The sequence below is a fragment of the Micromonospora sp. NPDC005163 genome, from assembly GCF_053599835.1.
The window spans coordinates 1-19,775 of record NZ_JBSFYP010000004.1 but is presented as its reverse complement, the minus strand read 5'-3'; the positions used below and the strand labels follow the sequence as shown (position 1 = coordinate 19,775).

The window sequence follows — 19,775 nt, the reverse complement described above, 5'->3', positions numbered from 1 at the left end:
ATGACCGCTGCGCAGCCGCCGTCGGTGGTGCAGAACTCCGGCCAGGTCCTGCCCGCCGGCCACGAGCCGGCCAACCTGGGCGACATCCTGGAGCGGGTCCTCGACCGGGGCATCGTGATCGCCGGTGACATCCGGGTCAGCCTGCTCGACATCGAGCTGCTGACGCTGAAACTGCGGCTGGTCATCGCGTCGGTCGACACCGCGCGGCAGATCGGCATCGACTGGTGGGAGCACGATCCGTGGCTCAGCTCGCGGGCTCGGCCCCCGGTGGAGCCGGGACCGCGTGACCCGGAGCAGGTCGAGGCGGAGCGCCGGCCCCGGGTGGCGGCCCGGGCGCGCCGCCGGGACGCCGAACTAGAGGAGTGGAATGAGTTCGACGGTTGAGGTGCCCGCCGCCGGGTCCGCCCCGGTCGCCGGGGCCTGGCTGCACGGCGTGGTCCGGGACGCCGATCCGGCGGCGCTGACGGCGATCGCCGGGATGGACGGCGCTCCGGTCCGGGCGGTGTCCACCTCCGGCCTGGTCGGCGTGGTCAGCACCGCGCCGCTGGACGAGTACGGCGAGCAGCCGCTGCGCCGCAACCTGGAGGATCTGGCGTGGCTGGAGCGGGCGGCCCGGGCACACCACGGCGTGGTCGAGGCACTGGCCCGACGGGGGCCGGTGGTGCCGGCCCGGCTCGCCACCGTGCACACCGACGACGGCCGGGTGGCCAGGTCACTCGCCGCGTGCCGAACCGAGCTGGAGGCCACCCTGGACCGCCTCACCGGACGCGGCGAGTGGGGTGTGAAGGGTTACCTGGTGCCGGGAGTGGCTCCGGCGAGCGCCGAACCCGTCGGGGCCGGCGGTGTGGGGACGGCGTACCTGCGGCGGCGTCGGGCACAGTTGACCGCCCGGGAGGAAGGCCAGCAGGCGGCGGGCGCGGCGGCGGACACGGTGCACGCCGCGCTGTGCGAGCTGGCCGTGGCGGGCCGGCGGCACGCGCCGCAGGACCGGCGGCTCTCCGGTGCGTCCACCCCGATGGTGCTCAACGGGGCGTACCTGGTGGACCTCGCGGCGCTGCCCGGCTTCACCGAGCTCGTCGGCGCGCTGGGCAGCCGGCATCCGGAGATCCGGCTGGAGCTGACCGGGCCGTGGCCGGCGTACTCCTTCGTCGCGGAACGGCCGGAGCCGGCGCTCACCGTGCGGGAGCCGTGGTGACCAGCGCGCTCGCGTCGAGCAGCGCGGACGATCCGTTGGCCTACCGGCCGGTCGCCCTGGTGGACCTGCTCGACAGGGTGCTCGCCACCGGGGTCGTGATCAGCGGCGACCTCACCCTGGCCATTGCCGACGTGGACCTGGTCCGGATCTCGTTGCGCGCGCTGGTCGCTTCGGTCGGCGCGCTGGCCCCGCCGGAGGACGCCGGATGACCGGGCGGGACGAGGCGGCGGAGCTGGCCGCCGCGCTGGGCGCGGAGTCGTGGCAGCCGCCCCGGGTCACCCCGCTGGACCGCCGGATCGCGGTGGACCGCGACTCGGTCGAGCGAGGGCTGGCCAGCCTGGTGCTCACGATCGTGGAGTTGCTGCGGCAGCTGATGGAGCGGCAGGCGCTGCGCCGGGTCGACCTCGGTGACCTGACCGAGGAGCAGATCGAGCGGATCGGGGTGACGCTGATGGCGCTGGAGGAGCAGATGGCCGGGCTGCGCGAACACTTCGGCCTGGCCCCGGAGGACCTCAACCTGGATCTCGGCCCCCTCGGCCCGCTGCTCCCCACCGAGTGACCCGAGCCGGCCGGCGGCAACCCCCGGAGAGGTCGCCGCCGACCGGTGGATCAGGCCGGTACCCGGACGATGTCGTAGTCGGTGTCCGGCGTGGACTCCACGTCGAACCGGCCGTTCACCACGTACAGCGCCGAGCCGAGCAGGTCACCGGTCGCCGGCGACCGCAGCTGGGGACCGGTGATCTCCCGCTGCACCGCCCCGGCGGTGTAACCGTGGTTGAGCCGGACCACCGCGATGACGTTGGTCAGGTTGCGGATCACGTAGAGGGTGTGGCCGCGCAGCACCAGGCCGTCGGCCCGCTCCACCGAGTAGCCACCGAGGTCGACGAGGCGGCTGCGGCCGGTGCGCGGGTCGATGCGTACCAGCCGACCGGGCAGCATCTGTGCGACCAGCAGATCGCCGTCCGGCAGTGCCACGATCCCGTTGTGGTAGGCGTCCGGCGTCGCAGCCGGTCCGCTGAGCGGCAGCACCCGGGAGGCCGTGGCGGCCGGCAGCCGGCCACCGTGGCCCAGCGGCACCACGTACAGAACCTGCCGGCCCGAGTCGGTGAAGTAGACCGCCCGCTTGGTGATCACGAGGTCGTTGACGTAGCTGCCCGGCTCGTCGGTGAACTGGTAGTGGGCCAGCAGCTTGCCGGTCCCCGCGTCGTAGACGCTGGCACCGCCACCGGAGAAGTCGGCGGTCCACAGCCGGCCCTGCTGATCGAGCTTGAGACCGGCCTTGTCCTTGCCCGGCACGGCCGGGATCAGCACCGAGCCACGGCCGGTGCGTAAGTCACCGCGCCACACCGCTCCGTCCAAGATGGAGCTGACGTAAACGGTGGTGCCCCGACCGATCGTCAGCCCCTCGGGAGTGAACCCGTTGGGCAGGGCGATCCGGGCCGGGAACGGCTTTGCCGGGTGGGCGGCTGCCGGCGAGCCGACCGTGGTGAGGGTGGCCGCCGCCACCAGGGAAACGAGGAGAAGCGAGAGCAGCTTGCGCAAGAAACACCGCCTGACGTCGCAGTGGATCGCTCCACAGAGGAATGTGACGTCCTAGGAACACCCTGGGTACGACGAAAGGTTGACTGCCGGATCAGTTTGGTCGCGTCACCCTCGCTCGGCGGCGTACCCGGCCAGCCAGGCGACCTGCGCGGGGTCCAGCGACGGACGGACCCGGCGCCGGGCCGTGGCGACGTGCGCGGCGGTGACCGTGGCCGCGGCCAGCGACTCACGCATCGCGGCGAGCGCCGCCTCCCGGACCAGAGCCGCGCAGTCGGCCGCGGAGAACCCGTCCAACTCCCCACCGAGCGCGGCCAGGTCGACGTCCGGCGCCAGCGGCACGTGCCGGGACGCGGCCCGCAGGATCTCCATGCGGGCCTCCCCGTCCGGCGGCGGCACGTAGACCAGCCGCTCCAGCCGGCCCGGCCGCAGCAGCGCCGGGTCGACCAGGTCCGGCCGGTTCGTCGCGCCGACCACCACCACGTTGCGCAGCGTCTCCACCCCGTCCAGCTCGGTGAGCAGGGCGGCGACCACCCGGTCGGTGGTCCCGCCGTCGGTGGCCTGCCCGCGGACCGGCGCCAGCGCGTCCACCTCGTCCAGGAAGATCAGCGTCGGGGCCGCCTCCCGGGCCCGGCGGAACAGCTCACGGACCGCGCGTTCGCTCTCACCCACCCACTTGGAGAGCAGCTCCGCGCCCTTCACGGAGAGCACGTTCGCCCGACCCGAGCCGGCCAGCGCGGTGACCAGATACGTCTTGCCGCAGCCCGGCGGCCCGTAGAGCAGCACACCGCGCGGCGGCTGCACGCCGAGCCGGGCGAAGGTGTCCGGGTAGGTCAGCGGCCAGAGCACCGACTCGCTGAGCGTCTGCTTGACCTCGACCAGGTCACCCACGTCGTCCAGGGTCACCGAGGCCAGCTCCAGCGTGGACGCGGCCATCGTGGTCGGCCGGACCACCTCCAGTGCGGCGGTGAAGTCGGCCATCGACACGGTCGGCGTCTCGGCCGACTTCTGCCGCAGCGCCGCGCGTACCCCAGCCTCCCGGACCAGCGCAGCCAGGTCCGCCGCGACGAATCCAGGGGTACGCCCGGCCACCTCGTCCAGCCGGACGTCATCGGCCAGCGGCACCTGCCGGGTCAGCACGGTGAGCTGCTCGCGGCGCAGCGCCGGGTCGGGCAGCGGGATGCTGATCCGCAGCGACAGCAGGTCCGGCGCGCGCAGCGCCGGGTCGACCGCCTCCGGCCGGCCGGTGGTGCACACCACGGCCGCACCCGAACGGACGGTCTCCATGAGCACCTGGCGGAACACCGTCGCCACCGGGCCGGGCTCGTCCGCCGGGGCGAGCGCCTCCACATCGGTGACCAGCAGGACCGCCGGCCCGCCGGCGCGGACCGCCGCCGCCACGGCGCGCAGCCGGTCGGCGGCGGCCTGGTTGGCCAGCGCGACCACCTCGGGCGCCCAGAGCGGGTGTACGCGGGCACCGACCCGGGCCGCGACCGCCCGGACCAGCGCCGACTTTCCCGAACCGGCCGGCCCGCTGAGCAGCACTCCCAGCGAGATGGTGGTGCCCAGCCGACCCAGCACCTCCCGGTGGTGGAAGCCGAGGTCGAGCAGTTCGGTCAGCTCCTCGGCCTGGGCCCGCAGCCCCGGCAGCTCGTCGACGTCGGGAGCGTCGTCCTCCTCCGTCGGGCCCATGGCCGCACCGGACGGAGTCTCAGCCGACCGGCGCCCTCCGGAAGGCCGCTCGGCCGGGGCGAGCCGACCGGGGATGGCGCCGTGGGTGGCCGGGCCGTGCTCCCAGCCGACCAGCGTGTCCATGGTGACCAGTGCGCCAGCGGCCGGCTCGACCGCGACCACGGTGAGCAGGGTGCTGGTCCAGGCGAACCCGACCGTGTTGGCGAGGCTGCGCCGAGCCGCCTCGATGAGGCTGCGTACCGAGGCGTCCGGCAGCACGTCCTGCGGCAACAGCGAGACGTCGTCGCCGGCGGTGACCACCTTGCCCAGCAGGGCGAGCCGGAGCATCTCCGGGCTGACCGCCGCGACCACCTCCACCGGCCCGGTCAGGGTGACCCGGCTCGCCGGGGTCAGCGGCACCGGAGTCACCCGCACCTGACCGCCGTCGTGGAGGCCGAGGTTGCCCAGCGTCAGGTCGTCGGCGTACAGCAGGACGGGGCTCGCGCCCGGCTTGGCCGCCGCCACGATTCCGGCGGTCTCCCGTCGGCCGACCAACCGGACCGGGTCGCCGGGGCGTAGACCCAGCGCGGTCAGCACCTCCGGGTGCAGGCGGACGACGCCCCGCCGGGCGTCCAGCGCCGCCGGCCGCAGGCTGGCCGTGAGAGTCAGGTCGGGTTGCGCCACCGCCCGACCGTAGCCGCCGCCAGCCAGTCCCGGCGTCAGCGCCGTGGATCCAGCTCGTCCAGCAGCGACGGGTCCCGCCGGATCAGCTCGGCCAGCCGGGCGGCCGGGTCCGGGGTCAGCCCGTTCGGGCCGGGTGCCCAGGCCGGCACCGTGCGGCCGGACAGCGGCCAGGCCGGCGGAGGCTCCACCGGGGCCGCCGAGGGTTCCGGACCGACCGTGACGTGCGGGCCGTCCCAGGAGATCAGTAATGGGTACGTCCGCCCGCCGTGCTCGACGCGCACCGTCACCGCCAGCCCCGGGTGGGCGCCGACGACCTGGCGTACCACCTCGGCCACCTCCTCGACCGGCCCCCAGCCGGCCACCTCGCCGGCGGTGTCCCGCCCAGCGTGCCGCCCCAGCCCGGCATTGCGGGCGTCGGTGTGGCCGCTCCCGAGGTTGGCCGGTCCACCGGCCGGACCCGGCGGTGTCGCGCTCTCGTCACGGTCGTTGGCCCGCCGGCGCAGCGCCTCCTCGCGCCGGGCCAGCCGGGCCAGCGTCTCGTCCAGGTCGCCCCTCACCAGATCACCCCTTCCCGCCACGGCCGGAGCCGGTCGGCTCAGGCCCTCCTGTCCCGGGTGGCCCGGTCCAGCGCACGATCCAGGACGACCAGCAGGGCGTCCCGCACCGAGAGCCGATCCCGGGCGTCGAACTGCACCAGAGGTACATGATCTCCGATGGCCAGTGCCCACCGGATCTCACCCAGCTCCAGGGCCAGCCGCCCGTCGAAGGCGTTGACCCCGACCACGAACGGCAGACCGGCCCGCTCGAAGAAGTCGATCGCCGGGAAGCAGTCGTCCAGCCGGGCGCTGTCGACCACCACCAGCGCGCCGAGCGCGCCCCGGGCGAGGTCGTCCCACATGAAGCCGAACCGGGCCTGCCCCGGAGTGCCGAACAGGTACAGCTTCAGGCTTCGGTCGATGGTCACGCAACCGAAGTCCATCGCCACGGTGGTGGTGGTCTTGGTCGACCGGCCGCCCGGGTCGTCCACACCGATCCCGGCGCTGGTCATCTCGGCCTCGGTGGTCAGCGGCGCGATCTCGGAGATCGCCCCGACCGTGGTGGTCTTGCCCACCCCGAACCCGCCGGCAATCAGGATCTTGACCGGGACGGGCGGTGCGGCCGGCGAACGGTGGGCCGGTGGTGGCGTCGCCCCGGTGCTGGTCGGCAGCCGGTACGGCGGAGGTGGCGCGGCCGGTGGCTGGCCGGTGCGCCCGAGCGCGGGGCCGATGCCCGGCGACGTGCCGTAGCGGGCGGCGGCGCTGTTGCCGGCGAGTCCCCCGAGCGGGGCGACCGGCCATTCAGGAGATCGCACGGAGTCCATCAATCACTCGCAGGATGAGGTCGGGGTCGAAGGCGTGGTCGGCTTCGGTGACGTGCACATCCAGGTGCCCGGCGGCACGCAGGTCGCCGACCAGGACCCGGGTCACGCCGAAGTGCAGCCGGGTCCGGGCGGAGAGTTCGGCCACCGAGATCGGCTCGGCGCAGAGCGCGATGATCGCCTGGAGCTCCGGTGCCAGCGGGACGGCCGGCGGGGTGATCCACGGGCCGGTGTCCGGGCGGAGGGTCACCTGCGACTCCAGCCCGATCGCCGGGTCCGCGCCCGCCACCCGTCCGGAGGTGAGCACGAACGGTCGGGGACCGGCCGGCCAGCCGACACCCGCCTCCGGCGCTGGTTCCGGGGACCCGCCGCCGTCGGTGGGGGGCGCCGCTCGCAGGTAGGGACGGATCCGGGCCCCGGGTCCCGGGTCCGGGTCCTCACCGGCGACGTCGCGGGTCATTGCTGGACGGCGTTCTTCAACTCGACGATCAGCCGCGGCGTGAGGGCGCCGCCGGCACGCCCGGCGAAGAGCGTCATCTCGTACGCGACCGTGCCCAGGTTCGCCGACCGGTCCGCGACCACGCCGAGCACTGATCCACTGCTGATCGCGCTGATCAGCAGGTAACCGTCGGCCATGTCGACGATGACCCGGTTGAGGCCGCCGAGCGCGTACCAGCTGGCCGCCCCGCCGGCGAGGCTGGTCATGCCGGAGACCACGGCGGCCAACCGCTCCGCGTTGGACCGGTCCTTGATGGCCGACATGGCCATCAACAGCCCGTCGGAGGAGACCGCTATCGCCTCCAGCACCCCGGCCGTGCTGGAGGTGAAGGAGTCCAGCAGCCAGTTGAACGTGCGGGCCTCCGGACTGAGGTCCCCGCCGTTGCCGGACTGGCTCTGGTGGTCGACGTTGTCGTGCAGGAAGGGGCTGGTCACTGGGCTGATCCTTCTTCGTTCCGGCGGTCTGGGCTGACTTCGCGGAGAGCGCGGGCGACGCCCGCCTCAAAATCGGTGATGAGATCGCGGACCTCGGCCGGGTCGCCGAGGTGCGGACTGGCCGGTTGGGCGGGCGCGGTGGCGGTGACGTTCGCCCCGGGCACCCGCCGGCTCAGCAGTGGCCGGCCCGGCGTCGCCCCGTTGCTGTCGGCCACCGCGGGGGCGGGACCACCCGGACTGGTGCGCGGGTCGACCGTGACGCCCGGGTGGCCGTTGCCGGGGGCGGCATTCAGCTCCGCCCGTCGTACGCCGGACTGGAACGCCTCGACGAGCGCGCGGGCGGCGGCCGGGTCGGCGCCGGTGGCGTCCACCGGGCCGACCGGCGCGGAGGCGGCGGGCAGGCTGGCCCCGGGCAGCCGCTGCCGGACCCGCGGGCCGGTCGGCGTGCCCGATGGTCCGGTGCCGGTGCCGGCGCCGGCACGGTGCGGCCCGGGTGGCGGATGCCGGCGGCGGCGATGCCCGGGCCGCCACCGGTCGCCCCACGCCCCGGTCGTCGGGGCAGGCCCGACTCGGTGGTGGGGAGGTCGACCGGTGCGGGTGACGTCGTGTTGGCGCCGGTGCCGACCGGTTCCCCGGCGCCGAACGCGTCCCAGGACGCACCGGACTCCAGACTGCGGGTGGCCCGGCTGAGCACGTCCGAGTCGAAGCCGGCCGGTGCCGCGGTGGCCGTGAGGGATCGTGCGCCCCGGCTGTGGCCGAGCGCGGCCGGCGAGCGCCGGTCCCGGTCCGGCACGGTGGCCCGGGCGACGGTGGCCCCGGCCCGGTCGGCGCGGCGGAGCACCAGCGACGCCGGTGGGATCTCCAGTTGGGCGGTCACCCCGCCGCCGTCGGTGGCGGTCAGGCTCACCGCCCAGCCGTGGCGGCGGGCCAACCGGCCCACCACGAAGAGGCCGAGCACCTCGGTCGGTGTCAGGTCGAGGCGCTCCCGCCGGGTGAGCCGTGCGTTCTCCTCGGCCAGCCGCTGCTCGGTCATCCCGATGCCGCGGTCCACCACCGTGATCCGGGCACCGAGCCCGGACGCCTCACCGGCCACCAGCACCCGCGTGTGCGGCGGGGAGAAGATGGTGGCGTTCTCCATCAGCTCGGCCAGCGCCAGAACGAGGTCGCCGACCACGGCCGGCGCGGCCGAGATGCCCGCCGGCACCCGCACCTCCACCCGGGTGTAGTCCTCGATCTCGCCGAGCGCCAGCCGCACCACGTCGGCCAGCGGCACCGGCGCGGTGTGCGCGTCCGCCCCGGCCGAGCCGGAGAGCACCACCAGGCTGCCGGCGTTGCGGCGCAGCCGGCTGGAGATGTGGTCGAGCCGGTACAGGTGCTCCAGCCGGCCCGGGTCGACCTCCTGCTGCTCCAGCCGGTCGATCAGCGCGAGCTGCCGCCCCACCAGGTTCTGGGTACGTCGGCCGACGTGGCCGAACATCTGCGCCACGTTGCGCCGACCGGCGACCTGCCGCTCGACCAGCCGGGCCGCGGTGCTCTGCACACGGTCGAAGGCGCGGGCCAGGTCGCCGATCTCGTCGTTGGCCCGGATGTCCACCGGATCCAGCCGGACCGGCTGGGCGCTCTCCGCCTCGTCGTCGGTGACCCGGACCAGTTCCGCCTCGGCGACCCGGGCGACCCGGTCGGCGGAGCGGGTGAGCCGGGTCAACGGCCGGGCCACCGTACGGGCGACGGCCGTGCTGAGCAGCACCACCAACGCCAGGATCAGCGCCGCGGCGCCTCCGACCAGGTACGCGGCGGTCAGCGCTCGCCGCTGCTCGGCGGTCACCTCGGCGAGTACGTCGGCGACCAGCTTCTTCTCCACGAACTGGCCGAGCCGGATCATCGAGCGGACGGACGGGAAGAGCACGTCCAGTGGAACGTCGCGGATCGCACCGGCCGGGTCCCGGGCGCTGGTGACCAGGAAGTCGGCGCTGGTACGGGCGGTCACGGCCACGTCGTTGAGCCGGGCCACCGTCAACTGTTCGGGCGTGATCAGACTGCGGAAGCGCTGGCTGTCCACCTGGAGGGCGGCCATGCACGCCACGTACCCGGCGCTGGCCTGCGCGCTGCCGGTCGCCTTGACCAGCACGATCAGGGTGGCGCACGCGCCCAGCCCCTCGTCGGCGCGCAGCAGCCCGTCCAGGGCCAGCACCTGGCGGCCCGGCCGGGTGTCGGTGTCCACGCTGAACGCCAGCCGCAGCGACTCGATCATTCCTCGGTTGACCGGGCCGAACGCGTCCATCACCTGGATCGGGTTCGCGGCCCGGGCGAGGACGGCGGTCCGCAGGTCGATGAGGCTGGACACCCCGTACAGGGCGTGCTCGACCTGGTCGGTCAGCGCGTCGCTCCCTTCGGCCCGCAGGTCGGCGACCCGGTCGTCCACGTCGGCGGTCTTGCGGACCAGTTCGGCGCGTTCCACTCGGCCGAGCAGGAAGCCGACCGAGAGGATGCGTTCCTGCTGGAGGTCCTGCACCAGGCTGCCGACCCGGCTGGCGAGTCGCACCCGCTCGGCGATGTCGCTGGAGCGCTGGGCCGCGGCCACCCGGTCGAGCACCACAGGCACGGCGAGGCCGACCATGCTGAGCAGGGGGATCACCACGAGCAGCGCGAGCTTGCCGCGGATCCGGAGCCTACCGAGCAGCATCGGACGGCCCCCACTGGGCGGATTCCGGGTCGCGCGTCGCGCCGACCGGTTGCAGCGATCGCGGGTCACCGGGCCGGCCGGTGCGGATCGCCGACTGCCAGGCGTCGCCCGATGGCGGGATGTCGCGGCTCACCATGGGCGCTGCGGGCATCGCGGCTCGGCGACGGGCCCGACGGCCGGCGGCGAGCAGCAGCGCGGCGAGCCAACCCAGCAGCAGCACGGCGGCGACCCCGGCGCCGGTTGTCAGCCAGCGGTCCCGGTCCAGCCCGTCGATCCGCTCGACCAGCAGGGCGTCCAGCTCGCTGAGGATGACCGGCTGGAGCTGGAGGGCGGCCGTGTGCGTGTCGAGCCGGGCGGCGGCCAGCCGGGCCGGGTGCACCGCGCCCGTGCCGGGGGCCGGGGCGGAGTGCGCGGCCAGCGCCTCCACCGAGCGCTGGTAGGTGTCCAGCGGGGTGAGCACGTTCGCGCCGAGGTCGGTGCTTTCCGAGCTGTCCACCGCGGAGCGCAGGTTGTCGACCAGGTCGGTGGCGGGCGCCAGGGCGGCCACCCGCAGGCCGGTCAGCTCGATCAGGCTGCGGGTCTGTTCGGCGGCCGGCCGGCGGGGAGCGAGCGTGCCCAGGTCGGCGAGCCGGCCGGCGAACACCACCGCCTCCGGCAGCTCCTGGCCGGCGCTGTCCTGAAGGAAGAAGGAGTCGGCACCCGGGTCGCGAACCAGCCCCGAGCTTTCCCGGACCTTGCGATGCAGCGCCAGCAGCAGATCGCTGACCTCGCCGTACGCGGTGTAGGCGGACTCGGGGTCGGTGGGGCTGCGATCGCGCAGCGCCTCCAGTTTGGCCCGCAGCCCGGCCCAGCGTTCCTGGCTGCGCAGCTCGGTGCCGATCCGGGCGTCCACCGCGGCGGCGTCCTCGACCGCGCGGGTCAGCGCCTCGCCGGGAGCGGGGCGGCCGTTGACCGCGGCGGACTGGGCCTCGACCAGGGCGTCGGTGACCGGGGCGAGGGCGCGGAGGTACTGCACGCCGAGCCGTTCCCGGGCGGCCAGGTCGCGGTTGTCACCGGTCTGCCGCCAGGTCTGCGTGAGGAGCAGACCCACCGGCGCCAGCAGCGCCGCGACGAGCAGCAGCGGCAGCAGTCGGCCCCACATGGACGGCCGTCGACGGGCCCGTGGCGCGGGGACTGTCATGTGTGTCTCCTCCGGCGTCGGGCGGGGGATCGGCGCGGTGTCGGGTTCGCCGACGAGTCCCGTGCACCGGACCGGAAAACTAGCCGAATCGTCCGTGGGCGAACCGGGTGCTGCTCAGTCAGGTTTGCGTCACTTCGAGCGATGTCACCGTTCGTCCGGGTCGCCGGCACGTTGTGTTCCATCGGGGGTGTGACATGAAGGGATCGAGGTGGATATCCGCCGAAGATCGGAATTCACGTGATCCGAACTCAACTCACTGCGCAGCCTTCGACGGTGCGCGGTCGCATCTAGCCGAATCGCCGATCGGGGCAACCGGACGGACGTACGGCGGATCTCAGCCAACGCTCAGCCTGCGGCCCGTACCGTGTGCCGCATGAGATCGCCGTCGCCGGCCGCGTGGTTCCGGCGTGCCCTGCCCACCCGCCGCCGAGCGATCGCCGCAGCAGCGGTCGTCGTGCTCCTGGCGGCTGCCGTGACCTGGGCGGTGTGGCCGCGGGGATCGGGCGTACGCACCGAGAGCGCGATGCTCACGGTCCGCTCCGGACCGGCCGGCGACCAGCCGGTGGACCTGGACACCACCTTCTACCTGCCGACCGACGCCTCGTCCGGTCGGAAGGTGCCGGCGGTGCTGCTGGCGCACGGGTTCGGCGGCACCAAGGAGTCGGTGCGCTCCGACGCGGAGGAGTTCGCCGGGCGCGGCTACGCGGTGCTCACCTGGACCGCGCGGGGCTTCGGCCGCAGCGGCGGCGAGATCCACCTGGACAGCCCGGACTACGAGGTACGCGACGCGCAACGACTGCTGGACTGGCTGGCCGCCCGGCCGGAGGTGCGCACCGACGGCGCCGGCGACCCGAAGGTCGGTGTGGTTGGCGGCTCGTACGGCGGTGGGTTGGCGCTGCTGCTGGCCGCCCAGGACCGCCGGGTGGACGCGATCGTCCCCATGATCACCTGGAACGACCTGTCCCGGGCGTTCCTGCCGGAGAGCACCGGCGGAGCGCCGACCGAGGGCGTGTTCAAGAAGGGCTGGGCCGGTCTCTTCTTCGGTGGGGGCGGCAACGTGGGCACCGGCCCGGCCGGGCTCTCCGGAGGGACCGCCGCCCAGCCCGAGGGAGCACCCGCGTCAGCCGGCCCGCCCAGCCCGGGGCCGGGCGCCGGCCCGGGCACCGGTCCCGGTGGCGTTCCGGCGGGTGCCGCCGACCCGTCCTGCGGCCGGTTCGCCGCCGACGTGTGCGCCGCGTACCTGCGGATCGCCACCACCGGCCGGGCCGACCAGGCCGCCGTGGACCTGCTGCGCCGGTCCAGCCCGGCGGGCGTGCTGGACCGGATCGCGGCGCCCACCCTGCTGGTGCAGGGCGAGGCGGACACCCTCTTCCCCCTCGGCGAGGCGGACGCCAACGCGAAGGGCATCGCCGCCGCCGGCACGCCGGTACGGGTCGCCTGGTTCACCGGCGGGCACGACGGCGGTGCGGGCCCCCGTTCGGACTCGGACCGGGTGAAGTTCCTGACCGTCCAGTGGCTGGACCACTACGTCAAGGGCGAGGGCGACGCGCCCGGCGACGACTTCACCTGGTCGCGGATCGCCGGCTTCGACGCGCTCGACCGGGGCCTGGTCGCGACCGGCTTCCGCCGCACCGACTACCCGGGCCTGGTTGGCACTGCCCGCCGGGAGGTCACGGTCGCCGGCCCGGCCCAGCCGATCGCGAACCCCCCGAACGGCAACCCGGCCGCCATCTCCTCGGTGCCGTTCGCCGGCGGCCTCGCCTCGCTGCTGGACGGGGTGGCCGGCGACGTGCCCGGCCAGCACGCCCGTTTCGAGTCGGCGCCGCTGACCGATGCGGTCGACGTGGCGGGCGCCCCCACCGTCACCCTGCGGGCCGCCTCACCGACCGGCGAGGCGGTGCTCTTCGTCAAGCTCTACGACGTCGACCCGGACGGCGCGGCCACCCTGCCGAACGGGCTGGTCGCCCCGGTCCGGCTCACCGGCCTGCCGCAGCGGGTGCAGGACGCCCGCCCGGTCACCGTGACGCTGCCCGGGATCGTCCGCCGGGTCGAGGCCGGTCACCAGCTGCGGCTGGTGGTGGCCAGCTCCGACCAGGCGTACACCACGCCGGCCCAGCCCACCGTCTACACGGTGGCGGCGGACGGCGCGGTCAGCCTGCCCACGGTCAGCGGGGAGCCGATCCCCACCACGGCGACGATCTGGCGCTGGGTGCTCGCCGGCCTGCTCGCCGCCATCGCGATCGGCCTCGTCGTGGTCGTGGCCGTGGTCCGCCGCCGGCACCGCCGGCAGGACCGCTCCGTGCACCCGGAGTACGCGGGCACGCCGCTGGCCGTGCGCCGGCTGCGCAAGGAGTACGCGGACGGCTTCGTCGCGGTGTCGAACGTGGACTTCGAGGTCCATCCGGGTCAGGTGGTGGGCCTGCTCGGGCCGAACGGCGCCGGCAAGACCACCACGCTGCGGGTGCTGATGGGGCTGACCCAGCCGACCGCCGGGGAGATCTACGTCTTCGGCCGACGGCTGGTGCCCGGCTCGCCGGTGCTGTCCCGGATCGGCGCGCTGGTGGAGGGGCCCGGTTTCCTGCCGCACCTGTCGGGTCTGGACAACCTGAAGGCGTACTGGCGGGCCACCGGGCGGCCGTGGGAGGACGCGCATTTCGACGCGGCACTGGAGATCGCCGGCCTGGGCGACTCGGTGCACCGGAAGATCAAGAACTACAGCCACGGGATGCGCCAGCGGCTGGCCATCGCGCAGGCCATGCTGGGCCTGCCGGAGCTGCTGGTGTTGGACGAGCCGACCGACGGGCTCGATCCGCCGCAGATCGCCGAGATGCGCCGGGTGCTCCAGCGGTACGCCACGGACGGCCGGGCCGTGCTGGTCTCCAGCCACCTGCTGGCCGAGGTGGAGCAGACCTGTACGCACGCGGTGGTGGTGAACAAGGGCCGGATCGTGGCGTCCGGGCCGGTGGAGGAGATCGTGGGCGAGTCGCCGAGCGTCCTCTTCGACGTCACCGACCCGGTGGCGGCGCGGGCGGTGCTGGACCGGCTGCACGGGGTCCGGGTGCTGCCGGAGAGCGACGGTCAGCTGGTGGTCGACACCAACGGCACGGCCCGCAGCGACGTGGTGGCCGAGTTGGTGCGCGCCGGCATCGGGGTGGACCGGGTGGTGCCCCGGCGCCGCCTGGAGGACGCGTTCCTCGCCCTGGTGGGCGAGAACTCTCGGGGAAGCGGTGACCGGTGATGGCTGGCTCTTCCGTCGAGACGCCGATGGGCGTCACCGATCCGGCCGGTGCGGCCCGGGGCTACCGGCCGTCGGCGACGATGCCGTTCGGCGCGGAGTTCCGCCGGCAGGCGTCCCGGCGGCGGACTCAGCTGGCGCTCGGGTTCATGGTCCTGCTGCCGCTGATCATCCTGGTCGCCTTCCAGTTCAACTCGGGCGGCGACGACGACAACGGCAACAACGAGTTCGCCAGTCTGGTCGACCTGGCCACGTCCGGCGGGCTCAACTTCACCCTGTTCTCGATCTTCGTGTCGGCGTCGTTCCTGCTCGTGGTCGTCGTCGCGCTGTTCTGCGGCGACACGGTGGCCAGCGAGGCGAGCTGGGGCAGCCTGCGTTACCTGCTGGCGATCCCGGTGCCCAGGGCCCGGCTGCTCACCGTGAAGCTGGTGGTCGCGCTCGCGTACTCGGGGCTGGCCCTGCTGTTGCTGGCCGGCACGGCCCTGGCCGCGGGCACCCTGCGGTACGGCTGGTCGCCGTTGCGCAGCACGGTCGCCGCCGAGCTGGAGCCGACCGAGGGGCTGCTCCGGCTGCTGGCCGTGCTCGGCTACCTGGCGGTCGTCCTGCTGGTGGTCGCCGGCCTGGCGTTCCTGCTGTCGGTGACCACGGACGCCGCGCTGGGCGCGGTGGGCGGCGCGGTGCTGCTGTGGATCCTGTCCAGCATCCTGGACCAGATCACCGCCCTCGGCGTGCTGCGCGACTTTCTGCCCACCCACTTCAGCACCGCCTGGCTGGGACTGCTCTCCACCCCGGTGCAGACCGACGACGTGGTACGCGGCTGCATCTCGGCGATCAGCTACGCGACGCTGTTCTGGGGGCTGGCGTTCTGGCGCTTCACCCGCAAGGACATCACCTCATAGCCGGCTGTCCGATGGGCTCACCGGCGGTGGGGCGGGCCGCGTCGGCACCGGCGTGGACGGCTCTGCCTTCTTCCAGGCACTGACGCCGATCCGGCCGGTGTTGCCCACGTCGATCGGGCCGTCCGGGTCGACGTCCTCGGCCGGCTGCCCGGCGGCGGGTGCGACCCGAAGGTATTCCCCGTTGGTGGCCACCACCTTCGAATCGGTGACCAGGTTGCGCCAGAGCACCGCGGCGGTGGCCCGTTCCCCGGTCTGCAGGGTGACCTCCCGGGGCGGCTGGTCGAAGCCCGACGTGATCCCCTTCGCCCCGGGCAGCACGCGCAGGATGATCAGCTTGCGGTCCTCGTCCAGTACCCGCGGCGCCGGGTATCCCTTGATCCGGTAGGGGCGGTCGCCGCAGTTGACCAGCTCCAGGCCGAGGGCGCGCAGCCCCATGGCGGCGTCCGACCCGGTCGACCGGATCCGGACACCGGACTCCGGGCAACCGGCCAGCGGGTCGACGCTCGCCGTCGGGCTGGGCGCGCCCGGCCGGCCGTTCGTGACCGCCGGCGGCGGGCTCGGGCCGTCCCCGGCCTGGCCGCGATGGTCGGCGGGGGCGCAGGCGCCGAGCGCGAGCACCATGACGACCGCCGCGCTGGTCCGTCGCGCTGTCGCAGCGTCGTGGAAGATCATTCACCGATCCTTGCCCATGTGGGCTTCCCACCGCCGCCCGGCCCCTCGCTATCGGCAGCTCTCGCGGACGTCAGCCTCGGTTGGACTGGGTGAGGACCGCGTCCAGTAGGCCGGGGTAGAGGCGGTCCAGTTCGTCGCGGCGGAGGCGGACGTAGCGGCTGGTGCCGGCGGCGCGGGTGCGGGTCAGGCCGGCCTCGCGCAGCACCTTCAGGTGGTGACTGCGGGTCGCCTTGGAGACGCCGATCTCGAACGTGCCACAGGCGCGCTCGCCGCCCTCGGCGAGCGCCCGCACGATCTGTAGCCGCACGTCGTCGGCGAGTGCGGCCAGCACGGCGGTGACCGGTACGGCGGCCAGGTCGGGTTCGTGCGGCTCCATGTGACCAGTGTAACCGTTGTTCGACAATCGTCGAACATCTCCCTAGGGTCGGTGTCGTTGGTTCGAAAGTACTCGAACATTGGAGCTGACGATGCGATCCCGCGCCGCCGCCTACCCGTTACTCGCCGTGCTCAGTTGGGGAGTGATGTTCCCGATCCTGGCCAGTGCGCTGACCTGGGTCGATCCGCTCAACCTGACCACCGCCCGCTACCTGCTGGCCACTGTCATCCTGGTCGGCATCCTGCTGCTCCGCGAGGGCGCCGGCGCGCTGCGGCTCGGCGGCCGGGCGGTCGAGGTGGCGGTGCTCGGCGCGGTCGGCTTCGCCGGCTTCAACGTGCTCACCAACCTGGCGCTCGAACACGCCGCACCGCAGCAGGTCGCCCTCTTCGTGGCGACCACCCCGGTCATCACCCAGCTGGTCCGCTGGGTCCGCGACGGCGTACGCCCGAAGCCGCTCCTGCTGGCCCTCTCCCTGGTGGCGCTTCTCGGCGTCGGCCTGGTGATCACGCGCGGGAGCCTGGCCGGGCTCGGTCAGTTCGGCCTCGGCGGTCTGATGATGATCGGCGCGGTGTTCGGCTGGGCCATCTACACCCACGGCGCCAGCCGGTTCGGCGGCTGGTCGCCGCTGCGGTACACCACCCTCACCGCGCTCGCCGGCACGGCCGCCATGCTCGCCGCGAGCGTGCTCGCCGACGGCATCGGCTGGCAGCACGCGCCGGGAGCCGCCGACCTGGTGGCGGTCGCGCCGCAGTTGGCGTACGCCGTGATCGTGGGCGCCGTGGTCGCGGTGCTGGCCTGGAACACCGGCGTGCAGCGGCTCGGCACCGCCAACGCCGCGCTCTTCATGAACCTGGTCCCGGTGACCACCTTCGCAGTGCAGATCGCCCGCGGCTACCGGCCCGAGCCGGTCGAGCTTGTCGGGGCCGCGATCACCATCGCCGCCCTGGTCGCCGCCAACGTGGCGACCCGCGCCCGCACCGCCGCGGTGCCCGCGGACCAGGCGACCGCCGTCGTCGACCGGACGGCGGTCGTCGACCCGGTCGCGGTGGTGGCCCGCTAACCGGCCGGCCGAGTCAGATCGACGGCGCAGGTCGTCCCGGCCGCCGCCGGCCGATCGCTCACCTGGCGGGACGCCGGGAGCCTCCCGTCGCCGCATTGCCTAGACTCGGCGGCACAACTGAATACCTCATCCAGAGGGGCTGAGGGATACGGCCCGACGACGCCCCGGCAACCACCCCGCGCGCTCACCGCTGAGCGCCCCGCGGGGCAGGTGCCAATTCCGTCCCCGCCGCACCGTGCGATGCGGGGAAAGATGAGAGGACCCTCGACATGACGTCGACGCTCGCCGCCTCCGGCATCGACACCTCCGCCAGCCCCGCCCGCGCCCTGGTCTGCCGCGCCTGTTCGGCCCGCTACCCGCTCGCCGCCCAGCACGCCTGCTACGAGTGTTTCGGCCCGCTGGAGGTCGACTACGACGCCACAGCCCTGGCCACGGTCACCCGTGAGCGGATCGAGGCCGGCCCGGACAACATCTGGCGGTACGCCGCGCTGCTGCCCGCCGGTCAGGACCCGTCCACCCGCGTCACCCTGAACCCGGGGCTCACCCCGCTGGTAGCGGCCCCGCACCTCGCCGCCGAACTGGGCATCACCGCGCCGCTCTGGGTCAAGGACGACAGCGCCAACCCGACCCACTCGTTCAAGGACCGGGTCGTATCGGTGGCGCTCACCGCCGCCCGGGCGCTCGGCTTCACCCGGTTCGCCTGCGCCTCCACCGGTAACCTGGCCAACTCGGTGGCCGCGCACGCCGCCCGCGCCGGGGTGCCCTCGGTGGTCTTCATCCCGAGCGACCTGGAGCAGGGCAAGGTCATCACCACCGCGGTCTACGGCGGTGACCTGGTCGCCATCGACGGCTCGTACGACGATGTGAACCGGCTCTGCGGCGAGCTGGTGGAGACCGACGAGTTCGAGGACACCGCGTTCGTCAACGTCAACGTCCGGCCGTACTACGCCGAGGGCTCCAAGACACTCGGGTACGAGGTGGCCGAGCAGCTCGGTTGGCGGATCCCGGCCCAGGTGGTCATCCCGATGGCCAGCGGCGAGCTGCTCACCAAGATTGACAAGGCGTTCTCCGAGCTGGTCGAGATCGGTCTGGTCGAGGCGCCGGCCGGCGGCTGGAAGGTCTTCGGCGCCCAGTCCGCCGGCTGCAACCCGATCGCCACCGCCCTGCACGCCGACACCGACACGATCACCCCGGTCAAGCCCACCGGCATCGCCAAGTCGCTCAACATCGGCGACCCGGCCGCCGGCCTCTACGCCCTGGAGGCGGTCCGCCGCACGGACGGCTGGATGGAGTACGCCGACGACGACGAGATCCGCGCCGGCATCCGACAGTTGGCACGTACCACCGGGGTCTTCGCCGAGACCGCGGGCGGGGTCACCGTGGCGGTGCTGCGCAAGCTGGTCGAGTCCGGCCGGCTCGACCCCACGGCGGAGACGGTCGTGTTCAACACCGGCGAGGGCCTGAAGACCATCGACGCGGTAGCCAACCAGGTCGGCCCGACGCACCACATCAAGCCCTCCCTCCGCGCCGCCCGAGACGCCGGCCTCCTGGGCTGACCCAGGTTCGTTCCCACCCGTGCCGGGGATGGGGGATCGCCCGGATGGGGGATCGGGCCGATCCGCCGGGTAACTGGCATTTAGCTGTGAGTGTGGAAAACCCGCCGCTCTGGACTTGACGGCAGGAACCGGACGGCGCAAGATGCTCCGTGCGGGAGGGCATTTCGCCGGAGACTTTTGAAGTTCTTGCGACCCAACGCCGGAGGCGTTGTGCGAGTGTCCCTCCCGACCACGTCCGATCGGGCCAGCGATTAATTCGCTGGCCCGATCGCGTTTCCGAGGTGCACGCTCGGCGGCATGAACATCACCATCGCGTCATTCGACGGCGCCGACCGGGCCGCGGTCGACGAGGCGTTCCGGATCGGCGCGGCGGCCAACGACGCCGACCTGCCGGACTTCCCGCCCTTCTGCCGGCGGCGCTTCGACGCGTTCTTCCACACCCCGATGCCCGGCACCGAGACCCTCTGGGCGCTGGCCCGGCTGGACGGCGTGCCGGCCGGATACCTCCAGCTCGAGCTTCCGCAACTGGACAACACCGACAACGCCACGGCGGAGGTGGTGGTGGACCCGGCGCTGCGGCGGCGGGGCGTCGGCCGGGAGTTGCTGGCGCACGGCGTACGTCTGCTGCGCGAGCGCGGTCGCAAGCGGGTGCTCGGCATGGCGGTCTCCGCGCTGCCCGGCGGTTCTTTATGGACCATATCGGTCGTCAAGCCACACCGGGTCGCCGACGGCAAC

19 protein-coding genes, 2 pseudogenes and 1 riboswitch are annotated in these 19,775 nt (G+C 73.8%); of the genes and pseudogenes, 9 read left to right on the top strand and 12 right to left on the bottom strand.

The annotated features are described in order from the left end of the window. From gvpJ to ACWD6N_RS04920, 4 genes are read left to right on the top strand one after another with little or no spacing between them, the layout of a single operon-like run. Nucleotides 1-384, top strand: a complete 384-nt coding sequence (gene gvpJ / locus ACWD6N_RS04935) for a gas vesicle protein GvpJ (protein ID WP_121657174.1) — start codon at nucleotides 1-3, stop codon at nucleotides 382-384. Beyond that, nucleotides 368-1,195 carry a GvpL/GvpF family gas vesicle protein gene (locus ACWD6N_RS04930; RefSeq protein ID WP_387324368.1) on the top strand — a complete coding sequence of 276 codons (828 nt, stop codon included), beginning with the start codon at nucleotides 368-370 and terminating at the stop codon, nucleotides 1,193-1,195. The genes gvpJ and ACWD6N_RS04930 overlap by 17 nt, the downstream gene beginning before the upstream one ends. Continuing rightward, nucleotides 1,192-1,404 carry a gas vesicle protein gene (locus ACWD6N_RS04925; RefSeq protein WP_354963526.1) on the top strand — a complete coding sequence of 71 codons (213 nt, stop codon included), beginning with the start codon at nucleotides 1,192-1,194 and terminating at the stop codon, nucleotides 1,402-1,404. Before ACWD6N_RS04930 ends, ACWD6N_RS04925 begins: the two co-directional genes overlap by 4 nt. After that, nucleotides 1,401-1,754 (top strand): gas vesicle protein K, encoded by a 354-nt coding sequence (locus tag ACWD6N_RS04920; RefSeq protein WP_354963527.1) that lies wholly within the window; start codon nucleotides 1,401-1,403, stop codon nucleotides 1,752-1,754. Before ACWD6N_RS04925 ends, ACWD6N_RS04920 begins: the two co-directional genes overlap by 4 nt. Nucleotides 1,755-1,804: 50 nt before the next feature. Here the strand turns inward: ACWD6N_RS04920 and ACWD6N_RS04915 are convergent, their stop codons facing one another. The 10 genes and pseudogenes from ACWD6N_RS04915 to ACWD6N_RS04870 all read right to left on the bottom strand — a co-directional run bounded on the left by ACWD6N_RS04915 (nucleotide 1,805) and on the right by ACWD6N_RS04870 (nucleotide 11,242). Further along, a complete protein-coding gene (locus ACWD6N_RS04915) occupies nucleotides 1,805-2,737 on the bottom strand; it encodes an SMP-30/gluconolactonase/LRE family protein (protein ID WP_387324370.1) in 933 nt (310 codons plus the stop codon). Nucleotides 2,738-2,842: 105 nt separating this feature from the next. After that, nucleotides 2,843-4,402: pseudogene (locus ACWD6N_RS04910) on the bottom strand (AAA family ATPase); the annotation flags it as partial. A 92-nt stretch (nucleotides 4,403-4,494) separates the two neighbouring features. Then, nucleotides 4,495-5,089, bottom strand: a pseudogene (locus tag ACWD6N_RS04905) (AAA family ATPase); the annotation flags it as partial. Nucleotides 5,090-5,124: 35 nt separating this feature from the next. Next, nucleotides 5,125-5,646 (bottom strand): hypothetical protein, encoded by a 522-nt coding sequence (locus tag ACWD6N_RS04900; RefSeq protein WP_354963530.1) that lies wholly within the window; start codon nucleotides 5,644-5,646, stop codon nucleotides 5,125-5,127. 38 nt (nucleotides 5,647-5,684) lie between these two features. Next, on the bottom strand, nucleotides 5,685-6,449 hold the full coding sequence (locus ACWD6N_RS04895) for a GTP-binding protein (RefSeq protein ID WP_387324373.1): 765 nt from the start codon (nucleotides 6,447-6,449) through the stop codon (nucleotides 5,685-5,687). Then, entirely contained in the window at nucleotides 6,427-6,906 is a 480-nt protein-coding gene (locus ACWD6N_RS04890) for a DUF742 domain-containing protein (protein ID WP_354963532.1), read from the bottom strand. The genes ACWD6N_RS04895 and ACWD6N_RS04890 overlap by 23 nt, the downstream gene beginning before the upstream one ends. After that, nucleotides 6,903-7,379, bottom strand: a complete 477-nt coding sequence (locus ACWD6N_RS04885; protein ID WP_354963533.1) for a roadblock/LC7 domain-containing protein — start codon at nucleotides 7,377-7,379, stop codon at nucleotides 6,903-6,905. Before ACWD6N_RS04885 ends, ACWD6N_RS04890 begins: the two co-directional genes overlap by 4 nt. Continuing rightward, a complete protein-coding gene (locus ACWD6N_RS04880) occupies nucleotides 7,376-7,750 on the bottom strand; it encodes a hypothetical protein (protein ID WP_387324378.1) in 375 nt (124 codons plus the stop codon). The genes ACWD6N_RS04885 and ACWD6N_RS04880 overlap by 4 nt, the downstream gene beginning before the upstream one ends. Further along, nucleotides 7,669-10,062: a sensor histidine kinase gene (locus ACWD6N_RS04875; protein ID WP_387324381.1), complete on the bottom strand. Its 2,394-nt coding sequence runs from the start codon at nucleotides 10,060-10,062 to the stop codon at nucleotides 7,669-7,671. Before ACWD6N_RS04875 ends, ACWD6N_RS04880 begins: the two co-directional genes overlap by 82 nt. Further along, complete coding sequence (locus ACWD6N_RS04870) at nucleotides 10,049-11,242, bottom strand: hypothetical protein (RefSeq protein WP_387324384.1); 1,194 nt, start codon at nucleotides 11,240-11,242, stop codon at nucleotides 10,049-10,051. The genes ACWD6N_RS04875 and ACWD6N_RS04870 overlap by 14 nt, the downstream gene beginning before the upstream one ends. A gap of 373 nt (nucleotides 11,243-11,615) precedes the next feature. On the opposite strand from ACWD6N_RS04870, the gene ACWD6N_RS04865 reads away from it, so the two are divergent. Continuing rightward, nucleotides 11,616-14,480 carry an alpha/beta fold hydrolase gene (locus tag ACWD6N_RS04865; protein ID WP_387324386.1) on the top strand — a complete coding sequence of 955 codons (2,865 nt, stop codon included), beginning with the start codon at nucleotides 11,616-11,618 and terminating at the stop codon, nucleotides 14,478-14,480. Further along, nucleotides 14,480-15,376 carry an ABC transporter permease gene (locus ACWD6N_RS04860; RefSeq protein WP_354963537.1) on the top strand — a complete coding sequence of 299 codons (897 nt, stop codon included), beginning with the start codon at nucleotides 14,480-14,482 and terminating at the stop codon, nucleotides 15,374-15,376. The genes ACWD6N_RS04865 and ACWD6N_RS04860 overlap by 1 nt, the downstream gene beginning before the upstream one ends. Here the strand turns inward: ACWD6N_RS04860 and ACWD6N_RS04855 are convergent. Next, nucleotides 15,371-16,048 (bottom strand): DUF4232 domain-containing protein, encoded by a 678-nt coding sequence (locus ACWD6N_RS04855; protein WP_354963538.1) that lies wholly within the window; start codon nucleotides 16,046-16,048, stop codon nucleotides 15,371-15,373. The two genes, ACWD6N_RS04860 and ACWD6N_RS04855, sit on opposite strands and share 6 nt — an antisense overlap. Nucleotides 16,049-16,118: 70 nt before the next feature. Continuing rightward, on the bottom strand, nucleotides 16,119-16,424 hold the full coding sequence (locus ACWD6N_RS04850; protein WP_354963539.1) for an ArsR/SmtB family transcription factor: 306 nt from the start codon (nucleotides 16,422-16,424) through the stop codon (nucleotides 16,119-16,121). A 91-nt stretch (nucleotides 16,425-16,515) separates the two neighbouring features. On the opposite strand from ACWD6N_RS04850, the gene ACWD6N_RS04845 reads away from it, so the two are divergent. From ACWD6N_RS04845 to ACWD6N_RS04835, 3 genes are all read left to right on the top strand, one after another. Then, nucleotides 16,516-17,484 carry a DMT family transporter gene (locus tag ACWD6N_RS04845; RefSeq protein ID WP_354963540.1) on the top strand — a complete coding sequence of 323 codons (969 nt, stop codon included), beginning with the start codon at nucleotides 16,516-16,518 and terminating at the stop codon, nucleotides 17,482-17,484. A 123-nt stretch (nucleotides 17,485-17,607) separates the two neighbouring features. Next, a riboswitch (SAM riboswitch) is annotated at nucleotides 17,608-17,743 on the top strand. A 10-nt stretch (nucleotides 17,744-17,753) separates the two neighbouring features. Next, nucleotides 17,754-19,040, top strand: coding sequence for a threonine synthase (thrC, locus tag ACWD6N_RS04840; protein ID WP_354963541.1), 1,287 nt, complete (start codon nucleotides 17,754-17,756; stop codon nucleotides 19,038-19,040). Nucleotides 19,041-19,337: 297 nt separating this feature from the next. Next, on the top strand, nucleotides 19,338-19,775 hold a 438-nt coding region (locus ACWD6N_RS04835), incomplete at its 3' end, for a GNAT family N-acetyltransferase (protein WP_450004517.1).